We start from the raw sequence: 18,993 nt of genomic DNA, 5'->3' as shown, positions 1-18,993 counted from the left end.
GCGGGCCTTTCACAAGGAGCCTGCAATGAGCGTCACCAGCAACCCGCAAACCCGTCAGTGGCAGGAGCTCAGCAGCGACCACCATCTGGCACCCTTCAGCGATTACCAGCAGCTCAAGGAGAAAGGCCCGAGGATCATCACCCACGCCAAGGGCGTGCACCTCTGGGACAGCGAAGGCCACAAGATTCTCGACGGCATGGCCGGGCTCTGGTGCGTGGCCATCGGCTACGGGCGTGACGAGCTGGCAGATGTCGCCGCCAGACAGATGCGCGAGCTGCCGTACTACAACCTGTTTTTCCAGACCGCTCACCCGCCGGTGCTGGAACTGGCCAAGGTGGTGGCCGAGCTGGCGCCTGCCGGCATGAGCCACGTGTTCTTTACCGGCTCCGGTTCCGAAGGCAACGATACTGTGCTGCGCCTGGTTCGCCATTACTGGGCGCTCAAGGGCCAGCCGCAGAAAAAAGTCATCATCAGCCGCATCAACGGTTACCACGGCTCCACCGTGGCTGGCGCCAGTCTGGGCGGCATGGTGGGCATGCATGAACAGGGCGACCTGCCGATCCCCGGCATCGTCCATATCGCGCAGCCGTACTGGTTTGGCGAAGGCGGCGACATGACCCCCGAGGCCTTCGGCATCTGGGCCGCGGAGGAGCTGGAAAAGAAAATCCTCGAGGTCGGCGAAGCAAACGTCGCGGCGTTCATCGCCGAGCCGATTCAGGGCGCCGGCGGCGTGATCATCCCGCCGGACAGCTACTGGCCGAAGATCAAGGAAATCCTCGCCAAGTACGACATCCTCTTCGTGGCCGACGAAGTGATCTGCGGTTTCGGCCGCACCGGCGAGTGGTTCGGCAGCGACTACTACGACCTGCAACCCGATCTCATGACCATTGCCAAGGGCCTGACCTCGGGCTATATCCCCATGGGCGGGGTGATCGTGCGCGACACGGTGGTCAAGGTCATCAGCGAGGGCGGTGACTTCAACCACGGCTTCACCTATTCCGGCCACCCGGTAGCGGCGGCCGTGGCGCTGGAGAACATCCGCATCCTGCGCGACGAACAAATAGTCACGCGTGTCAGAGAAGAAACGGCACCCTATTTGCAAAAGCGTTTGCGCGAACTTGCTGACCACCCATTGGTGGGCGAAGTCCGCGGCCTGGGGCTGCTGGGGGCGATCGAACTGGTCCGTGACAAGGCCACTCGGGCCCGTTACGAAGGCTTGGGGGTCGGCATGATCTGCCGCCAGTTCTGCTTCGACAACGGCCTGATCATGCGGGCTGTCGGTGACACGATGATCATCGCGCCGTCGCTGGTGATTACCAAGGCTGAAATTGACGAGCTGCTCGACAAGGCACGCAAATGCCTCGACCTGACGCTCGAAGCGGTGAATGGCTAAATGCTAGGCTTGCCGGCGGGGCGCAAGGGTTGTTGGGGGCTCCCCGCTCGAACACACGTGATCGACCTAAAAGAATCTGGAGCATTACGCATGAAGAAATTTGGCAAGTCCCTCCTCGCCGTGTCCCTGCTGGGTGTGGTCGCTGGTGTCGCGCACGCTGACGATAAAATCCTGCACGTCTACAACTGGTCCGATTACATCGCGCCGGACACCACCAAGAAATTCGAGGCGGCGACAGGGATCAAGGTTGTCTACGACGTGTATGACAGCAACGAAACCCTTGAAGCCAAGTTGCTGGCCGGCAAATCCGGTTACGACATCGTCGTGCCGTCGAACAACTTCCTGGCCAAGCAGATCAAGGCCGGCGTGTACCTCGAACTGGACAAGTCCAAGCTGAGCAACTACGGCAACCTCAACAAGAACCTGCTCAAGGCCGTGGCCGTCAGCGACCCGGACAACAAGCACGCCTTCCCGTACCTGTGGGGCACCATCGGCATCGGCTACAACCCGGACAAGGTCAAGGCTGCGCTGGGCGACAACGCACCGACCAATTCCTGGGACCTGCTGTTCAAGCCTGAATACGCCGACAAGCTCAAGGGCTGCGGCATCAGCTTCCTCGATTCACCCACCGAGATGCTGCCGATCGCGCTCAAGTACCTGGGCTACCCGACCGATTCCCAGGACAAGAAGCAGATCGAAGAAGCGAAGAACCTCTACATCAAGAACGTTCGCAAGGACGTCGCCTACTTCCACTCCTCCAAGTACATCTCTGACCTGGCCAACGGCAACATCTGCGTAGCCGTCGGTTATTCGGGTGACATCTTCCAGGCCAAGTCCCGTGCCGCCGAAGCCGGTGGCAAGGTCAAGATCAACTACAGCATTCCGAAAGAAGGTGCGGGCAGCTTCTATGACATGGTCGCCATTCCCAAGGATGCCGAAAACGTCGAGGGCGCCTACAAGTTCATGAACTTCCTGCTGCAGCCGGAAGTCATGGCGGAAATCTCCAACGCCGTTTCCTACCCGAACGGTAACGAGGCTGCGACTCCACTGGTCAACGAGGACATCCGCGAAGACAAGGGCATCTATCCACCGGCCGACGTGCAAGCCAAGCTGTACGCCATCGCCGACCTGCCTGCCGCTACCCAGCGCGAAATGACGCGTGCCTGGACGGCGATCAAGACCGGTAAATAAACCGGATTCGATCAATGGCCAGGCGCTTCGGTGCCTGGTCATTCAGGGTAAACAAGCAATTTTTTTTGCTGGAAGAGTTTTTCAAATGTACGGTACGCCGATTTTTGCAGTTCGGCCGGCCGAATGGCGCCTGACAACAGCACATTGAGAGGATCTCCCACTTGGCTATTTCTTTATTTCGCAAGGCATTGCTGGCAAGTGCCGGTCTGACGCTGGCCCTGAGCACCCAGGCCGCGCCCACCGTGCATATTTATAATTGGTCCGATTACATCGGCGAAACCACCCTGAGCGATTTTGAAAAAGCCACCGGCATCAAGCCGATCCAGGATGTGTTCGACTCCAACGAAACCCTCGAAGGCAAGCTGCTCGCCGGGCGTACCGGCTATGACGTGGTGGTGCCGTCCAACCACTTCCTGGGCAAGCAGATCAAGGCAGGGGCGTTCCAGAAGCTCGACCGCTCGCAGTTGCCCAACTGGCAGAACCTCGACCCGGCACTGATGAAGCGCCTCGAGGCCAACGACCCTGGCAACCAATATGCGGTGCCGTACCTGTGGGGCACCAACGGCATCGGCTATAACATCGACAAGGTCAAAAAGGCCCTGGGCGTCGACCACATCGATTCCTGGGCCGTGCTGTTCGAGCCTGAGAACATCAAGAAGCTCTCCAAGTGCGGCGTGGCCTTCCTCGATTCCGCCGACGAAATGATCCCCACGGTCCTCAACTACATGGGTCTGGATCCCAACAGCACCAATCCCGAAGACTACAAGAAGGTTGAAGCCAAGCTGATGGCCGTACGCCCGTACGTCACCTACTTCAACTCGTCCAAATACATCACCGACCTTGCCAATGGCGATATCTGCGTTGCTGCGGGCTTCTCGGGCGACGTATTTCAGGCCCGCGCACGTGCCAAGGAGGCCGGAAAGAACGTCAACATCGCCTACGCCATCCCCAAAGAGGGCGGTGCGCTGTGGTTCGACATGCTGGCCATCCCGGCGGACTCGCAAAACGTCAAGGAGGCCCACGCCTACATCAACTACATCCTGCAACCTGAGGTGATCGCCAAGGTCAGTGACTATGTGGGCTATGCCAACCCGACGCCGAAATCCATCGAGTTCATGGACGCCAAGGTGCACAGCGATCCGACCGTGTACCCGTCTCAGGCGGTGCTCGACAAGATGTACGTGAGCACTGAGTTGCCACCCAAGATTCAACGCGTCATGACCCGCAGCTGGACCAAGGTCAAGACCGGCAAGTAATAGCTATCGGCCTGCGCCAGGGCGCAGGCCACCCATTTTTGTGGAGAATCTCGTTAATGGCCGTTGCCTCCAGCGCCTATAAGAAAGCCCTCGAAGGCGACCGGACACCCAAGCAGGTGTTGGTCAAGATCGATCGGGTAACGAAGAAGTTCGATGAGACGATCGCCGTGGACGACGTGTCGCTGGAAATCAAAAAGGGCGAAATATTCGCCTTGCTCGGTGGATCGGGTTCCGGCAAGTCGACGCTGCTGCGCATGCTCGCCGGCTTCGAGCGGCCCACCGAAGGGCGGATCTTCCTCGACGGCATCGATATCACCGACATGCCGCCGTACGAGCGTCCGATCAACATGATGTTTCAGTCCTACGCGCTGTTCCCGCACATGACCGTGGCGCAGAACATCGCCTTCGGCCTCAAGCAGGACAAGATCTCTTCCGCCGAAATCGACGCCCGGGTCGCGGAGATGCTCAAGCTGGTGCAGATGAGCCAGTACGCAAAGCGCAAACCCCATCAACTATCGGGTGGCCAGCGCCAGCGCGTGGCCCTGGCCCGGTCGTTGGCCAAGCGCCCGAAACTGCTGCTGCTCGACGAGCCCATGGGCGCACTGGACAAGAAACTGCGTTCGCAGATGCAGCTCGAACTGGTCGAGATCATCGAGCGCGTCGGCGTGACCTGCGTCATGGTGACCCACGACCAGGAAGAGGCCATGACCATGGCCCAACGCATCGCCATCATGCACTTGGGCTGGATCGCCCAGATCGGCAGCCCCATCGATATCTATGAAACCCCCACCAGTCGCCTGGTGTGCGAGTTCATCGGCAACGTCAACCTGTTCGACGGCGAAGTGATCGAGGACATGGAAGGCCACGCGCTGATCGCCAGCCCGGAGCTGGAACGCAGCATCTACGTAGGCCACGGCGTCAGCACCTCGGTGCAGGACAAGCGTGTGACCTACGCCATTCGCCCGGAAAAACTGCTGGTCACCACCACTCAGCCGGCCCACGAATACAACTGGTCGCGCGGCAAGGTCCACGACATCGCCTACCTGGGCGGTCATTCGGTTTTCCACGTGCAATTGCCCTGCGGCAAGTTGGTGCAGTCTTTCGTCGCCAACGCCGAGCGCCTGAGCGCACGACCGACCTGGGACGATGAAGTGTTCGTCTGGTGGGAGGATGACAGCGGCGTGGTACTGCGCTCATGACAGACCACTCCACTCTCAAGCGCCGCCTCGGCCGCCTGCTGCCCAACGGGCGTCAGGCGGTCATCGGCGTGCCGTTCATCTGGCTGTTCCTGTTCTTCATGCTGCCGTTCTTCATCGTCCTGAAGATCAGCTTCGCCGAAGCCGACGTGGCGATTCCGCCCTACACCGAAATCCTCACCTACCTCGACGACAAGCTGCAGATCGCCCTGAACATGGGCAACTACCTGCTGCTGAGCGGCGACGATCTGTACATCGATGCCTATCTGGGCTCGTTGAAGATGGCCTTTATCAGCACGCTGCTGTGCCTGTTGATCGGCTATCCGATGGCCTACGCCATGTCGACGGCCAAGAAGGAAAGCCAGACGGTCCTGTTGCTGTTGATCATGATGCCGACCTGGACCGCCATCCTCATTCGCGTCTACGCCTGGATGGGTATCCTCAGCAACAACGGCCTGCTCAACGGCTTTTTGATGTGGACAGGCATCACCAGCCAGCCGATCGAGATCCTCAACACCAACCTGGCGGTGTACATCGGCATTGTCTATTCGTACCTGCCTTTCATGATTCTGCCGCTGTTTGCCAACCTGGTGAAGCACGATCAAAGCTTGCTGGAGGCGGCCTCCGACCTGGGCTCGAGCACCTTCAACAGTTTCTGGAAGATTACCGTGCCGCTGTCCAAGAACGGCATCATCGCCGGCTGCATGCTGGTGTTCATTCCGGTGGTCGGCGAGTTCGTCATTCCTGAGCTGCTAGGCGGCCCGGAAACCCTGATGATCGGCCGCGTGCTGTGGCAAGAGTTCTTCAACAACCGCGACTGGCCGGTGGCGTCGGCGCTGGCGGTGGTGATGCTGGCGATCCTGATCATCCCGATCGTGCTGTTCAACCGCAGTCAGGCCAAGGAACTGGAGGGCAAGATATGAAAGGCTTCAAGTTCTCGCGGTTCATGCTGGTAGTGGGGCTGCTGTTCATCTATCTGCCCATGCTGATTCTGGTGATCTATTCGTTCAATGCCTCGCGGCTCGTGACGGTGTGGGGCGGCTGGTCGGTGAGCTGGTACACCGGCTTGCTCGACAACACGCAGTTGATCACCTCGGTGGGCCGTTCGTTGCAGATCGCCGCGTGCACGGCGGTGTCGGCGGTCATCCTTGGCACCCTGGCGGCCTTTGTGCTGACGCGGGTGCCGCACTTCAAGGGGCGTACGCTGTTCGGCGGTATGGTCACCGCGCCGCTGGTGATGCCGGACGTGATCACCGGTCTTTCGTTGCTGCTGCTGTTCGTGGCGATGGCGCAATGGATCGGCTGGCCGCAAGAGCGCGGGCTGATGACCATCTGGATCGCCCACACCACGTTTTGCACCGCGTATGTGGCGGTGGTGGTGTCGTCGCGCCTGCGCGAGCTGGACCTGTCTATCGAAGAGGCGGCCATGGACCTCGGCGCGCGGCCATGGAAGGTGTTCCTGCTGATCACCATCCCGATGATCGCGCCGTCGCTGGCGGCGGGGGCGATGATGTCGTTCGCCTTGTCCCTCGACGACCTGGTACTGGCCAGTTTCGTCTCGGGGCCGGGCTCGACCACGTTGCCCATGGAAGTGTTCTCGGCGGTGCGCCTGGGCGTGAAGCCGGAGATCAACGCGGTGGCCAGCTTGATTTTGCTGGTGGTGTCGACCTTCACCTTTATCGTCTGGTATTTCACCCGCCGCTCCGAGCAGCAGAAACGCAAGGCGATCCAGCTGGCGATCGAGGAGAGCGCTGCAGGCGGCGATCTAAAGCGCGATTCGCGGCGTGATCCATCGCAAAACACCGCTTGATTCCTGTCGCGAGGGGCTTGCCGCCGAATCGGGCGCAAGCCTCTCGCTACAGTGTTCGTTACGTTCTGGAAGCTTTTTATGCCCCCCGCTGCATTCGATCCCGAAGCCTTGCGCACCCGTCTCAAGCCTTTACTGGAGCGCAGCTCGCTGTCGAGCCAGGCGCGCTATTACCAGCAGTTCTACGGACTGGATCTGGCCCATCGCGGCGACACGGTGGAGCGCCTGCTCGGGCAAATGAGGGTAGGGGCGTTCGACATCGTCACTCAGCTGTGGCTACCCGCTCGGCCGGTGGCGACGGTGTTTCTGCTGCATGGCTTCTACGACCATATGGGTTTGTACCGGCATGTGATCGACTGGGCACTGGAGCAGCATTTCGCGGTGATCGCCTGCGATTTGCCTGGGCACGGCTTGTCCAGCGGGCCGCGTGCGAGCATCGATGACTTCGCCCACTACCAGCAGGTGCTGCACGCGCTGTTCGCCGAGGCCGAGCAGTTGCAACTGCCGCAGCCTTGGCATCTGTGTGGGCAGAGCACCGGTGGCGCCATCGCAATCGATCACTTGCTGCACTGCGGTTCGGACACGCCGATTGGAGGCCAGACTATCTTGTTGGCGCCACTGGTGCGGCCGCGCGCATGGGGGTGGTCGAAGCTGAGCTACCGGCTGCTCAAGCCTTTCGTCTCGGGCATCGATCGGCGTTTCAGCGAGAACAGCAACGATCCGGCGTTCATGCCGTTTCTGCAGGCCGATCCGCTGCAGCCCTTGCGCCTGCCGACGGCCTGGGTGGGGGCGCTGGTGAAGTGGGTGGAGAGGATCGAAGCGGCACCGGTGTGTCATCGCTCGCCGCTGATCGTTCAGGGCGATGCCGATATGACCGTCGATTGGCAGCACAACCTGAAGGTGCTGAGCAGCAAGTTCGATCAGCCACGGGTGCTGATGCTGGCGAAGGCGAAGCATCACTTGGCCAATGAGTTGCCGCAGTTCAGGGAGGAGTATTTTCGGTTTCTTGGAGATGCGTTGGGCGGTAGGTGAACCAACGGCATCGATGTTGGCAATACCGGACTCTTCGCGGGCAAGCCCTGCTTCCACAGGTGTACGGCTATCGAACTGTTAACACTGTGGGAGCAATGCTTGCCCGCGAAGACGCCGGTGCACGCCATGCAACTATCAGCCGCCGGTACCCGTTTGCCCCACCGCCAGCCCTGCACGAACCGCCGCCAGCGCGGCCTGGTAATAAGCCTTGCCCTCGGCCGATTCGGCAAAGGTCACGAACTCCTCCAGCTCCAGATCGCTCAGATCGCGATACACGTACAGCAAGGTGTTGGGCAGTTCGGTACTGATCTGCTCCATCAGCCTTTGCCGCTGCCCATCGAGCATGCCCTGCGCCTGCCCGGCACCCAGCAGGCCAGGGATCATCTGGCTCAAGCTGTCGGCCGCCACGCCAGCGATGGCCAGGCTGACTTCGGCGCCGGCTTCGCGGGCGGGCAGGGCGGTGGCCAAGTGACCGATGAGCAGCACGCGATCGTCGCTGGCCTGGATGTGCGGCAGGCCCTGAGCGTTCTTGGCCAATTGGTCCTTACGAGTCGCCAGCAGCTCGGCAGCCACGATCTTGTGCCCCAGCGGCGAATCGAAAAACGTCAGGGCGGGCAGCGGATCGACCAGCGTCTGGCGTAATTTGCCTTCGGCGCGGTTGTCCATGGCCTGGGCGGCGAAGCGCTTGTTGCTGTTGTTGACCAGTGCCTGGAACACCGCTGGCGGCAGGCTGTTGCTGTAGCGTTGCTGGGCAGCGGTGAGGGCATCGTTGAAATGCGCGCGTTGTTCTGGCCAGCCGGCGACCTTGTACAACTGGTCGTGGTTGTCTGCCCAGGCGGGCACGGTGCAGAACATGATGAGCAACAAACACAAACGACGCATAAAGACTCCTGTCGGCAGGCCGCTATTGTCCTTGGGCCGGCGTGGCTTTGTCGAGATTTGCAGGCAATCGATGCCCATGAAACATGTGCAGAACGTCGACAGCCAAGTGGCGCTGTCTGTTTTGCGGGGTTGTGGATACTATGCGCGCCATGCCCATATCCCTTGATGCCCCTGTGCTGTTGCGCGTTGTCGATGACCTGGCCGAGCGTGGCTGGTCGCAGCAGAACCTCTTCCTGCCCCAGGGTCTGACCCTGGAACTGGCGGCTGAGTGCCGTAAACGTTCGCGTGCGGGTGAGTTGGCGCCCGCAGCGGTAGGACGCGGCGTCAGTCAGGAGGTGCGTGAAGGCATCCGCGGCGATCGCATCCAGTGGATCGAGCCCGGCGAATCCGCCCCGTGCGATGCATATCTGCACATCATGGACAGCCTGCGCGAGGTGCTCAATCGCAGCCTGTTCATGGGGCTGGAAGAGTTCGAGTGCCATTTTGCGCTTTATCCGCCGGGGGCGTTCTATCGTCGGCACGTGGACCGGTTCCGCGACGATGACAGCCGCATGGTGTCGGTGGTGCTGTACCTCAACACCGGCTGGGTGCCAGGGGACGGCGGCGAATTGCGCCTCTATCTCAAGGGCGATGTCGCTCACGATGTAGCCCCCATTGGCGGCAGCCTGGTGGTGTTCCTGTCCGGGGACATGCCCCATGAAGTCCTCCCGGCCGAGCGAGATCGGCTGTCACTCACGGGCTGGTTCCGACGCCGCCCCAACGAGCCCTTTTGAGATGCACAAGATCCTCGTCAGTCGTTGCTTGCTAGGCCACCCGGTGCGTTATGACGGCGGCTCCAGCGGGCCATTCGATCGCTTGGCGGCCTGGCAGGCCGAAGGTCGGGTGGTGGGCCTGTGTCCTGAAGTGGCGGGCGGTTTGCCGACGCCGCGCCCCCCCGCCGAGATCCCCGGCGGCCAGGGCACGGCGGTGCTGGCCGGGGAGGCGCAGGTGTTGACCGTGCAGGGTGAGGATTTCACTGCAGCCTTTGTACGCGGCGCCGAGATCGCCTTGCGCCAGGTACGCGAGCAGGGCATTCGTATTGCCATCCTCAAGGCCAACAGCCCTTCGTGTGGCAATCGCGAGACTTACGATGGCTCGTTCAGTGGCGTGCGGGTGAGTGGCGAAGGGGTGACGGCGGCGCTGCTGCGCCGCGAGGGGGTGCAGGTGTTCAACGAGCATGAGCTTGAGGCGGCGCAATTGGCGCTGGCGCAATTGCTGTAATGGAGGGTGGCCTTTCGGGCCCCTTCACGAGCAAGCTTCGCTCCCGCAGGTCTATGAACGCTGTGGAGCAAGGCCTGCCCGCGAAAGGGCCGGCCCTGTTTGCACACATCACCGATGCTGACGATGGAAGCTGTCCATGAACTCCGTCAACTTCTGCGCCGCCTGCACTGACAGCGCGTTATAGATCGACGCCCGGACTCCGCCAATCGCCCGGTGTCCTTCCAGCCCCGAAAACCCTAGCGCCCGGCTCTGTTCAAAAAAAGCCTGCTGCAGTTGCGCATTGGGCAGATTGAACGCCACGTTCATGGTCGAGCGATCCGCGCGTGCCGCCCAGCCGCGATAGAAACCCTCGGCGTTGTCCAGGGCGCTGTACAGCAGCTCGGCCTTGCTGCGGTTGATCTGCGCCATTTTCTCCAGGCCGCCGACATCGTTGAGCAGCCAGCGGGTCACCAGCAGCACCACGTAAATGGCGAAAACCGGTGGCGTATTAAGGTTCGAACGGGCCTCGATATGCTTGCGATAGTTGAGGAACGATGGCAAGTCATCCGACGCCTGCTGGGCGATCTCATCCTTGACCAGTACCACGGTCACGCCGGCCGGGCCGATGTTTTTCTGTGCGTGGGCGTAGATCACCGAAAACTTCTCGGCGTCGCAGGGCTTGGAGAGAAAGTCCGAAGACATGTCGCAGATACGCGGCACGTCATCGCGGCCCAGCACCCGATGAAACTGCAGACCTTCGACCGTTTCGTTGGCGACGTAATGCAGATAGGGCGCGTCAGCCGAAAAGCTCAGCTCGTCGTCGGCAGGCAGGCGATTGAAGCCGCAGGATTCGCCGCTCCAGATGGTCTTGACCGGACCTTCGCGGCGCGCTTCGGCAATCACCTTGCGGCTCCAGTAGCCCGAATCGATGTACTCGGCAGGGTGCTCCTTGCCGCGCAGCAAGGTCATGGGCACCATCGAGAACTGCTGAGTGGCGCCGCCCTGCAAGAACAGCACGTGATAGTTCTCAGACAGCCCCAGCAGCGTGCGGATATTGCGCTCGGCTTCGTCGACGACGGCGGCGAACCAGTCTGAGCGATGGCTGATGCCCAGAATCGAAAGCCCGGTTTCCGGCACCTCGACGATGGACTGTTGAACCTCTGCCAGCACACTCTCCGGCAAGGCCCCAGGGCCGCCGGAAAAATTCAGGGCATTGCGCGGATTCGTAGACATAACCAAGGGGACTTCCAGATCAGGTAGTGATCCCCCTGGCATGATCTGCGGCGCGGCGCATGAGCAGGTCCCTGAGGGCGTTCTTTACTTTTTGCATGTGGTACTGCTTGTTCGGGAACACGCTCTCCAGGTCCATGGCGTGGATCACCATGGCTGGATCGATCTCGAACACCAACAACTCGCCGTCACGGGTCTCTGCGCAATCGATGCCGAGGTAGTCGAGCCCGGTACGCTCGGCAATCGCCTTCAGGGCGGCGCCGTGACGTGCCGCAAACGCCGGAAAATCGTCGAGGAACCGCGCTTCTTCCGCTCTGCGCTGCGGGTCTTCGTACATCCGGGCGTTGAGGTAGTGAATCATCCAATTTTCTGACGTTGCCATATGGCAGGCATAAGGTGTGCCATCAATGAGAAACACCCGGGCTTTTCTGAACAGGCCGTCGGCTTTGCTGTAGTCGACGAAGCGCGCTAGGAAGTATTCCTCGGCCTGTACGCGGCCCAGGTAGCCATGCACGGCCTCGGCCGATTCGATGCGCTCCAGGCCATGGCCGCCGTGGGTGCCGACCGGGCGCAGGATGATCGGGAAATTGACACCTTGAGTCGCGGTGGCCAGTTCCACGGTGCCGGTGGCGATGGCCCGCAAGGTGTCCGGGGCGATGCGTTGCACCGGGCACATCACCAGGCCGGGTATACCTTGCATCAGCAGACTGGCGGTCTGGCGCTCCGATTGGGGGACGTGTTCGGGTGGATTGATGATCGGTCGCGGCCAGTTGGCCAGGGGCGACACGAGCTGGGCAAGGGCCTCGAAAGTGCTGTCAGCGGCGCTGATGCCGACCAGCAGCACATCGTGCTCGGGAATCGGCGCCGTCAACGGGGTGCCGGGGCTGATGTAATAGTAGATGAGCTCGATATCGCTGTTTTCCAGCAGGCAGTCGATCGGCACGTTGGCCGACAGCTCGCCGGGGACCATCAGCATCAGCAGGGTCAGGCGGCGCGGTTGCTTGGGGGCAATGCGGTAGACCCGCTGCATTTCCAGCGCCCGGGCCTGAATCTGCAAGCCGAGCTCCTGCTCGTTCAGGCACAGCAGAATGGTCGAAAGATTCAGCCACAACTCGGCGTCTTCGGGATGCAGTTGCGCCAGATCGAGCATTTCAGCGGCCTGGAGGCTGAAATCGATGCCGGCGATGCTCATGCGCAGGAACGGCGCCAGGCCGATGAAAGCGGTGGCCGGCGGGTGTTCCGGGGGCGGGGTGAAGGTGGTCAGGTGCAAAGTGATATCCCCGCAGCGGGCAGCGTTGGAAAAATGAAATGACTTTAGCATGTCGGCCGGACGACACGGTTGCCGGGCTATTCGGAAGAGTCCTACGCTTTGCTCGGCGTTCTCTGACATCCATTCTTTGCGCATCGGACTACTCTCGCCGATTTGCGGGAGGCTGGCGATGCGTTGGATAGCAGCAATACTGATTGGCGTACTGGTGAGTGGATGCGCAGGGGCGCAGCCGCCGGAACAGCATCAGTCGATCAATCGGCAGGGCAAGCCCGATCCTGGCGTCGATGCATGGGGTTCGGGTTCGGCCGACTGGTATCGCTGCCACTTCGAGCCGCATCTGAGCTGGTGCCCCACCGCCGGCGGCGAGGAATAAAAAAAGGAGGCCACCCGGGCCTCCCTTCTTCAACGCTGCAGAACAATCAGAACAGTACGCGGCAACGAATGGTGCCGTTGACCTGTTGCAGTTTTTCCTGCGCCAGATCGGAGTATTCGGCATCGACGTCGATGACGACGTAGCCGACTTTCTCGTTGGTCTGCAGGAACTGACCGGAGATGTTGATGCCGTTTTCGGCGAACACCTTGTTGATCTCGCTCAGCACGCCCGGGACGTTCTCGTGGATGTGCAGCAGGCGGTGCTTGCCAGGGTGAGCGGGCAGGGCCACTTCCGGGAAGTTGACCGAGGACACCGACGTGCCGTTGTCGCTGTACTTGACCAGTTTTTCCGCCACTTCCAGACCGATGTTGGCTTGGGCCTCAGCGGTGGAACCGCCGATGTGCGGGGTCAGGATGACGTTGTCGAGGCCACGCAGCGGGCTTTCGAAGATGTCATCGTTGGAGCGTGGCTCGACCGGGAACACGTCGATGGCGGCGCCGATCAGGTGCTTGTCCTTGATCGCGTCGGCCAGGGCGTTCAGCTCGACCACGGTGCCGCGGGCGGCGTTGATCAGGATCGCGCCTTTCTTCATCGAGCGGATTTCCTTCTCGCCGATCATCCATTGGGTGGATGGCAGTTCTGGCACGTGCAGCGAGACGATGTCGGCCAGGCCCAGCAACTCGGTCAGGCTGGCGACCTGGGTCGCGTTGCCCAGTGGCAGCTTGGTCAGCGGGTCGAAGAAGAACACCTGCATGCCCAGGCCTTCAGCCAGGACCGACAGTTGGGTGCCGATCGAGCCGTAGCCGACGATGCCCAGCTTCTTGCCGCGGATTTCGAATGAGTTGGCCGCGCTTTTGATCCAACCGCCACGGTGGCAGGAAGCGTTTTTCTCGGGGATGCCGCGCAGCAGCAGGATGGCCTCGGCCAGCACCAACTCGGCCACCGAACGGGTGTTGGAGTACGGCGCGTTGAACACGGCGATGCCACGCTCGCGGGCAGCGTTCAGGTCCACCTGGTTGGTGCCGATGCAGAAGCAACCGACGGCCACCAGTTTTTTGGCGGCGTCGAACATTTCTTCGGTCAGCTGCGTGCGCGAGCGGATACCGATGAAATGAGCGTCAGCGATCTTTTCCTTGAGCTCGGCTTCCGGCAGCGACTTGGTGTGATATTCGATGCTGGAATAACCGGCGGCCTTGAGGACGTCGACGGCGGATTGATGGACGCCTTCGAGAAGAAGGAACTTGATCTTGCTCTTGTCGAGGGAAGTCTTGCTCATCTGCGTAAACCTGTGTCCCGGAGAAATTGGCAGTAAGTAAAGCGCGGCGCCAACGGCTCGAAGCTCGATTGGCGGGGGGCGTATGCTAGCATATGCACCCCGCAGAACGCCCATCCCTGGCACGTGAATACGGCTCAGGCTGACCATGAATCGTTTGAGAGTTCTATCGATGACCCATCCTGCCCTGATCGATGAGTTGATGAACCTGGTGGAGCCCGGCAAGGTCCTGACCGACGCTGCGTCTCTGGAAACATTCGGCAAGGACTGGACCAAACACTTTCCCCCGGCGCCCCTGGCTATCGTCTTCCCCAAGACCATCGACCAAGTCCAGGCGGTGGTGCGCTGGGCCAACGAGCGCAAGGTCGCCTTGGTGCCTTCGGGCGGTCGCACGGGGTTGTCGGCGGCGGCCGTGGCGGCCAACGGTGAAGTGGTGGTGTCGTTCGACTATATGAACCAGGTACTGGACTTCAATACTGTCGACCGCACCGTGGTCTGCCAGCCGGGGGTGGTTACCGAGCATCTGCAGAACCTCGCGCAAGAGCACAACCTTTATTATCCGGTTGATTTCGCCTCGGCGGGCTCCAGCCAGATTGGCGGCAATATCGGCACCAATGCCGGTGGTATCAAGGTCATTCGCTACGGCATGACCCGCAACTGGGTGGCGGGCATGAAGGTGGTGACCGGCAAGGGCGACCTGCTCGAACTGAACAAGGACCTGATCAAGAACGCCACCGGTTACGACCTTCGGCAGCTGTTCATCGGTGCCGAGGGCACTTTGGGCTTTGTGGTCGAGGCCACCATGCGCTTGGATCGCGCGCCGAAGAACCTCACCGCCATGGTGCTGGGGACCGCCGACTTCGATTCGATCATGCCGGTATTGCATGCGTTCCAGAACAAGCTGGATTTGACCGCGTTCGAGTTCTTTTCCGACAAGGCCCTGGCCAAGGTGCTGGGCCGCGGCGATGTGCCCAAGCCATTCGAGTCCGACTGCCCGTTCTATGCGCTGCTGGAATTCGAAGCCACCACCGAAGAAGTTGCCAACGACGCGCTCGCCACTTTCGAGCATTGCGTGGAGCAGGGCTGGGTGGTCGATGGGGTGATGAGCCAGAGCGAGCAGCAGTTGCAGAATCTCTGGAAACTGCGCGAATACATCTCCGAAACCATCTCGCATTGGACGCCCTATAAGAACGACATTTCAGTGACTGTTTCAAAAGTCCCGGCGTTCTTGAAGGAGGTTGACGCGATCGTCGGCGAATTCTATCCGGACTTCGAGATCGTCTGGTTCGGCCACATCGGCGACGGCAACCTGCACTTGAATATTCTCAAGCCAGACGGTTTGTCGAAGGACGAATTCTTCGCCAAGTGTGCCACGGTCAACAAGTGGGTATTCGAGACGGTGCAGAAGTACAACGGTTCGATATCCGCCGAACATGGCGTGGGCATGACCAAGCGCGATTATTTGACCTACAGCCGGTCGCCAATCGAAATCGAGTACATGAAGGCCATGAAAGCGGTGTTCGACCCCAACGGGATCATGAACCCCGGCAAGATTTTTGCTGTGCAAGACCACTAAGCGCATTGCTTCCACGCATATTCCAGCAGGCAGAGGAGTCGTTCATGAGCTATCAACACCAGTACGCTGACGGGACCCGGATTCACTATCCGGTCGGGAAAGTGGTCTGCATCGGGCGCAACTACGCCGAACATGCCAAGGAACTGGATAACCCGGTACCTACCGAGCCGCTGCTGTTCATCAAGCCTGGCAGTTGTGTGGTGCCGTCGGAGGGTGGCTTCAAGGTGCCGACCGATCGTGGTTCAGTGCACTACGAAACCGAGATCGCCGTATTGCTGGGCAAGTCGCTGTCGACCAAGCCCAGCGAAGAGGAAGTCCTGGACGCCATCAGTGGTTATGCCCCGGCGCTGGATCTGACCTTGCGCGATGTGCAATCGAAGCTCAAAGAAAAGGGCTTGCCGTGGGAAATCGCCAAGTCGTTTGACGGAGCCTGCGTGATTGCGCCGTTCGTGGCGGCCAGCACCTACAGCGATCTGACCGATATTCCGGTACGCCTGACCCTTAATGGCGCAGTGCGCCAGGACGGCAACAGCAGCCTGATGCTCAACCCGATCGTGCCGATGATCCAGTACATGGCGGCATGTTTTTCGCTGCAGGCCGGGGATGTGATCATGACCGGTACGCCAGCGGGCGTGGGGCCGTTGAATCCGGGGGATGAACTCGTCCTTGAGTTGCCAGGTGCCAGCAGCTTCGCTACGACGGTTTTGTAAGAACGACAGATTTGCGGGTCTCTTCGCCGCCAAACGCGCACCCCTGCTTCCACAGGTATCGGCACAGTCTGTGGGAGCAAGGCTTGCTCGCGAAGAGGCCAGTGGCGGGCGCTTACTTCTTCAGGGTTCTCACGCCCTCGGCAGTCCCTAGCAACAGCAGGTCCGCCGAACGTGCCGCAAAGAGGCCGTTGGTCACTACCCCGACGATCGCGTTGATCTGGCTTTCCAGCAGCACCGGATCGGTGATCTGCAGGTTGTGCACGTCAATGATGATATTGCCGTTGTCGGTCAGCACGCCGTCGCGATAGACCGGGTCGCCGCCCAGTTTGACCAGTTGGCGCGCCACGTGGCTGCGGGCCATGGGGATCACTTCGACCGGCAGCGGGAAGTTGCCCAGCACGGGCACCAGCTTGCTGGCATCGGCGATGCAGATAAACGTCTTGGCCACGGCCGCGACGATCTTCTCGCGGGTCAGTGCCGCACCGCCGCCCTTGATCAGGTTCAGGCCTTCATCGCTCTCGTCGGCGCCGTCGACATAGAACTCCAGGTCGCTCACCGTATTCAACTCGTATACCGGGATCCCGTGGCCCTTGAGACGCGCAGCGGTGGCTTCGGAGCTGGCCACGGCGCCGTCGAAAGCACCCTTGTGCAGCGCCAGGGCGTCGATGAAGCAGTTGGCGGTGGAGCCAGTGCCAACGCCCACGACACTCTTGTCGTCGAGCTTGGGCAGAATGAAATCGACGGCGGCCTGGGCGACGGCCTGTTTGAGTTGGTCCTGGGTCATGCGGGCTCCGGAAGCGGGCAGGGTCTATCTGAGGGGCCGCATTATAGCCGTATCCGTTGGCTAAAACCCGGGCGCGTGTGGTCGTTACGCCAGGCGCTGGGTTAGACTCGCCGTCCTTGCAACCACCGCCAGCAGTGATTTTTTCCGATGCTCGAACAGTACGTAAAGAAAATCCTCACCTCGCGCGTCTACGATGTCGCCGTCGAAACTCCGTTGCAGCCGGCCGATCAGCTGTCCCGGCGCCTGGGCAATACGGTGCTGCTCAAGCGCGAAGACCTGCAGCCGGTGTTTTCTTTCAAGGTGCGCGGTGCGTACAACAAGTTGGCGCATTTGACTGATGCCGAGCGCGCCCGGGGCGTCGTTACCGCGTCGGCTGGCAACCACGCCCAGGGTCTGGCTCTGGCGGCGAAGAAGATGGGGGTCAAAGCCACTATCGTGATGCCGCGGACTACGCCGGAGATCAAGGTCGAGGGCGTGCGCTCGCGGGGCGGCAAAGTGGTGCTGCACGGCGATTCCTTCCCTGAGGCGCTGGCTTATTCGCTCAAGTTGGTGGACGAGAAGGGCTATGTCTATGTGCATCCCTATGACGATCCGGACACCATCGCCGGCCAGGGCACCGTGGCCATGGAGATTCTGCGCCAGCACCCGGCACCGCTCAATGCGATCTTCGTGCCGGTCGGTGGTGGCGGGCTGATTGCTGGCATCGCCGCTTATGTGAAGTATCTGCGTCCGGACATCAAGGTCATCGGTGTCGAGCCCGATGATTCCAACTGTCTGCAAGCGGCCATGGCGGCGGGCGAGCGTGTGGTGCTGTCGCAGGTCGGGCTGTTCGCCGATGGCGTGGCGGTGGCGCAGATTGGCCAGCACACCTTCGATATCTGCAAGCATCATGTCGATGAAGTGGTGACGGTCAGCACCGATGAGATCTGCGCGGCCATCAAGGATATCTACGACGATACCCGCTCGATCACCGAGCCTGCCGGTGCACTGGGTGTCGCTGGCATCAAGAAGTACATCGAACTTTACGGGGTGACCGGGCAGACCCTGGTGGCGATCGACTCCGGTGCCAACGTCAACTTCGACCGCCTGCGCCATGTGGCCGAGCGTGCCGAGCTGGGTGAGGGGCGTGAAGCCATCATCGCCGTAACTATTCCGGAGCAGCCGGGCAGCTTCAAGGCGTTCTGCCAGGCCATCGGCAAGCGCCAGATCACCGAATTCAACTATCGTTTCCACAGCGGCCGTGAGGCGCACATCTTCGTTGGCGTGCAGACCCACCCGGAAAACGATCCGCGCGATGCGCTGCTGGCCAACCTGCGCGAGCAGGGTTTCCCGGTGCTGGACCTGACCGACAACGAATTGGCCAAGCTGCATATTCGCCATATGGTGGGTGGGCATGCCGAGAAGGTCAGCGACGAGCGGGTCATGCGTTTCGAATTCCCGGAACGGCCGGGGGCGCTGTTCAATTTCCTCAGCAAACTGGGCGGGCGCTGGAATATCTCGATGTTCCACTACCGCAACCACGGCGCGGCGGATGGTCGGGTGGTAGCGGGGCTGCAGGTACCGGAGGATGAGCGTCATCTGGTGGCCGCAGCCCTGGATGCCATCGGCTATCCCTATTGGGATGAGACGGATAATCCGGCGTACCAGTTGTTTTTGGGCTGAGCCTGACGACCCCTCCGCCCGCTCCCACAGGATTGCGCGTACACCCGTGGGAGCGGGCTCTGCCCGTGAAGGGGCCTTCGGCATCACGCCATATTTCAGCGCCATAAGGAGCCGAACGC

18 protein-coding genes are annotated in these 18,993 nt (G+C 61.1%); 13 read left to right on the top strand and 5 right to left on the bottom strand.

The genetic code is table 11. The annotated features are described in order from the left end of the window. The first annotated feature begins 25 nt into the window (after window positions 1–25). The 7 genes from REH34_RS14245 to REH34_RS14215 all read left to right on the top strand — a co-directional run bounded on the left by REH34_RS14245 (window position 26) and on the right by REH34_RS14215 (window position 7,875). On the top strand, window positions 26–1,393 hold the full coding sequence (locus REH34_RS14245) for an aspartate aminotransferase family protein (protein ID WP_311971966.1): 1,368 nt from the start codon (window positions 26–28) through the stop codon (window positions 1,391–1,393). 90 nt (window positions 1,394–1,483) lie between these two features. After that, window positions 1,484–2,584: a polyamine ABC transporter substrate-binding protein gene (locus REH34_RS14240; RefSeq protein ID WP_226505418.1), complete on the top strand. Its 1,101-nt coding sequence runs from the start codon at window positions 1,484–1,486 to the stop codon at window positions 2,582–2,584. A 161-nt stretch (window positions 2,585–2,745) separates the two neighbouring features. Then, window positions 2,746–3,840, top strand: a complete 1,095-nt coding sequence (locus tag REH34_RS14235; RefSeq protein WP_311971965.1) for a polyamine ABC transporter substrate-binding protein — start codon at window positions 2,746–2,748, stop codon at window positions 3,838–3,840. Between the two features lie 56 nt (window positions 3,841–3,896). Then, a complete protein-coding gene (gene potA / locus REH34_RS14230; RefSeq protein ID WP_311971964.1) occupies window positions 3,897–5,039 on the top strand; it encodes a polyamine ABC transporter ATP-binding protein in 1,143 nt (380 codons plus the stop codon). A gap of 38 nt (window positions 5,040–5,077) precedes the next feature. Continuing rightward, complete coding sequence (locus REH34_RS14225; RefSeq protein ID WP_226505653.1) at window positions 5,078–5,959, top strand: ABC transporter permease subunit; 882 nt, start codon at window positions 5,078–5,080, stop codon at window positions 5,957–5,959. Continuing rightward, window positions 5,956–6,846, top strand: coding sequence for an ABC transporter permease subunit (locus tag REH34_RS14220; protein ID WP_311971963.1), 891 nt, complete (start codon window positions 5,956–5,958; stop codon window positions 6,844–6,846). The genes REH34_RS14225 and REH34_RS14220 overlap by 4 nt, the downstream gene beginning before the upstream one ends. A gap of 78 nt (window positions 6,847–6,924) precedes the next feature. Beyond that, the gene (locus REH34_RS14215; protein ID WP_311971962.1) at window positions 6,925–7,875 is read left to right on the top strand and encodes an alpha/beta hydrolase; all 951 of its coding nucleotides are present in this window, start codon (window positions 6,925–6,927) and stop codon (window positions 7,873–7,875) included. A 135-nt stretch (window positions 7,876–8,010) separates the two neighbouring features. Here the strand turns inward: REH34_RS14215 and REH34_RS14210 are convergent, their stop codons facing one another. After that, complete coding sequence (locus REH34_RS14210) at window positions 8,011–8,757, bottom strand: hypothetical protein (protein ID WP_226505423.1); 747 nt, start codon at window positions 8,755–8,757, stop codon at window positions 8,011–8,013. 140 nt (window positions 8,758–8,897) lie between these two features. On the opposite strand from REH34_RS14210, the gene REH34_RS14205 reads away from it, so the two are divergent. Beyond that, window positions 8,898–9,530: a 2OG-Fe(II) oxygenase gene (locus tag REH34_RS14205; RefSeq protein ID WP_311971961.1), complete on the top strand. Its 633-nt coding sequence runs from the start codon at window positions 8,898–8,900 to the stop codon at window positions 9,528–9,530. 1 nt (window position 9,531) lies between these two features. Then, the gene (locus REH34_RS14200) at window positions 9,532–10,017 is read left to right on the top strand and encodes a DUF523 domain-containing protein (protein ID WP_226505425.1); all 486 of its coding nucleotides are present in this window, start codon (window positions 9,532–9,534) and stop codon (window positions 10,015–10,017) included. A gap of 108 nt (window positions 10,018–10,125) precedes the next feature. Here the strand turns inward: REH34_RS14200 and REH34_RS14195 are convergent, their stop codons facing one another. Both REH34_RS14195 and REH34_RS14190 read right to left on the bottom strand, forming a co-directional pair. Next, window positions 10,126–11,229 carry a phosphoserine transaminase gene (locus tag REH34_RS14195; protein ID WP_311971960.1) on the bottom strand — a complete coding sequence of 368 codons (1,104 nt, stop codon included), beginning with the start codon at window positions 11,227–11,229 and terminating at the stop codon, window positions 10,126–10,128. Window positions 11,230–11,248: 19 nt separating this feature from the next. Continuing rightward, the gene (locus tag REH34_RS14190; RefSeq protein ID WP_311971959.1) at window positions 11,249–12,547 is read right to left on the bottom strand and encodes a hypothetical protein; all 1,299 of its coding nucleotides are present in this window, start codon (window positions 12,545–12,547) and stop codon (window positions 11,249–11,251) included. 118 nt (window positions 12,548–12,665) lie between these two features. On the opposite strand from REH34_RS14190, the gene REH34_RS14185 reads away from it, so the two are divergent. Then, on the top strand, window positions 12,666–12,869 hold the full coding sequence (locus tag REH34_RS14185) for a hypothetical protein (RefSeq protein WP_311971958.1): 204 nt from the start codon (window positions 12,666–12,668) through the stop codon (window positions 12,867–12,869). 46 nt (window positions 12,870–12,915) lie between these two features. Here the strand turns inward: REH34_RS14185 and serA are convergent, their stop codons facing one another. Beyond that, complete coding sequence (gene serA / locus REH34_RS14180; RefSeq protein WP_311971957.1) at window positions 12,916–14,145, bottom strand: phosphoglycerate dehydrogenase; 1,230 nt, start codon at window positions 14,143–14,145, stop codon at window positions 12,916–12,918. Between the two features lie 169 nt (window positions 14,146–14,314). Between serA and REH34_RS14175 the strand changes: the two genes are divergently transcribed. Continuing rightward, window positions 14,315–15,718 carry an FAD-binding oxidoreductase gene (locus tag REH34_RS14175; RefSeq protein WP_311971956.1) on the top strand — a complete coding sequence of 468 codons (1,404 nt, stop codon included), beginning with the start codon at window positions 14,315–14,317 and terminating at the stop codon, window positions 15,716–15,718. Window positions 15,719–15,762: 44 nt separating this feature from the next. Next, window positions 15,763–16,428, top strand: coding sequence for a fumarylacetoacetate hydrolase family protein (locus REH34_RS14170; RefSeq protein ID WP_226505431.1), 666 nt, complete (start codon window positions 15,763–15,765; stop codon window positions 16,426–16,428). Between the two features lie 112 nt (window positions 16,429–16,540). Here REH34_RS14170 and rpiA read toward each other — a convergent pair whose 3' ends face one another. Further along, the gene (gene rpiA / locus REH34_RS14165; protein WP_226505432.1) at window positions 16,541–17,212 is read right to left on the bottom strand and encodes a ribose-5-phosphate isomerase RpiA; all 672 of its coding nucleotides are present in this window, start codon (window positions 17,210–17,212) and stop codon (window positions 16,541–16,543) included. 147 nt (window positions 17,213–17,359) lie between these two features. On the opposite strand from rpiA, the gene ilvA reads away from it, so the two are divergent. Then, entirely contained in the window at window positions 17,360–18,874 is a 1,515-nt protein-coding gene (ilvA, locus tag REH34_RS14160; RefSeq protein WP_226505433.1) for a threonine ammonia-lyase, biosynthetic, read from the top strand. The last annotated feature ends 119 nt before the right edge of the window (window positions 18,875–18,993 follow it).

Origin of the sequence: Pseudomonas baltica (genome assembly GCF_031880315.1) — a bacterium.
Classification (GTDB): Bacteria; Pseudomonadota; Gammaproteobacteria; order Pseudomonadales; family Pseudomonadaceae; genus Aquipseudomonas.
This window is presented reverse-complemented; position numbering and strand designations above follow the sequence as displayed.

Coding starts and splice junctions, on each gene's coding strand:
- REH34_RS14245 (WP_311971966.1), top strand. CDS start 26: ATGAGCGTCACCAGCAACCCGCAAACCCGTCAGTGGCAGGAGCTCAGC.
- REH34_RS14240 (WP_226505418.1), top strand. CDS start 1,484: ATGAAGAAATTTGGCAAGTCCCTCCTCGCCGTGTCCCTGCTGGGTGTG.
- potA (WP_311971964.1), top strand. CDS start 3,897: ATGGCCGTTGCCTCCAGCGCCTATAAGAAAGCCCTCGAAGGCGACCGG.
- REH34_RS14220 (WP_311971963.1), top strand. CDS start 5,956: ATGAAAGGCTTCAAGTTCTCGCGGTTCATGCTGGTAGTGGGGCTGCTG.
- REH34_RS14215 (WP_311971962.1), top strand. CDS start 6,925: ATGCCCCCCGCTGCATTCGATCCCGAAGCCTTGCGCACCCGTCTCAAG.
- REH34_RS14210 (WP_226505423.1), bottom strand. CDS start 8,757: ATGCGTCGTTTGTGTTTGTTGCTCATCATGTTCTGCACCGTGCCCGCC.
- REH34_RS14205 (WP_311971961.1), top strand. CDS start 8,898: ATGCGCGCCATGCCCATATCCCTTGATGCCCCTGTGCTGTTGCGCGTT.
- REH34_RS14200 (WP_226505425.1), top strand. CDS start 9,532: ATGCACAAGATCCTCGTCAGTCGTTGCTTGCTAGGCCACCCGGTGCGT.
- REH34_RS14195 (WP_311971960.1), bottom strand. CDS start 11,229: ATGTCTACGAATCCGCGCAATGCCCTGAATTTTTCCGGCGGCCCTGGG.
- REH34_RS14190 (WP_311971959.1), bottom strand. CDS start 12,547: ATGCTAAAGTCATTTCATTTTTCCAACGCTGCCCGCTGCGGGGATATC.
- REH34_RS14185 (WP_311971958.1), top strand. CDS start 12,666: ATGCGTTGGATAGCAGCAATACTGATTGGCGTACTGGTGAGTGGATGC.
- serA (WP_311971957.1), bottom strand. CDS start 14,145: ATGAGCAAGACTTCCCTCGACAAGAGCAAGATCAAGTTCCTTCTTCTC.
- REH34_RS14175 (WP_311971956.1), top strand. CDS start 14,315: ATGACCCATCCTGCCCTGATCGATGAGTTGATGAACCTGGTGGAGCCC.
- REH34_RS14170 (WP_226505431.1), top strand. CDS start 15,763: ATGAGCTATCAACACCAGTACGCTGACGGGACCCGGATTCACTATCCG.
- rpiA (WP_226505432.1), bottom strand. CDS start 17,212: ATGACCCAGGACCAACTCAAACAGGCCGTCGCCCAGGCCGCCGTCGAT.
- ilvA (WP_226505433.1), top strand. CDS start 17,360: ATGCTCGAACAGTACGTAAAGAAAATCCTCACCTCGCGCGTCTACGAT.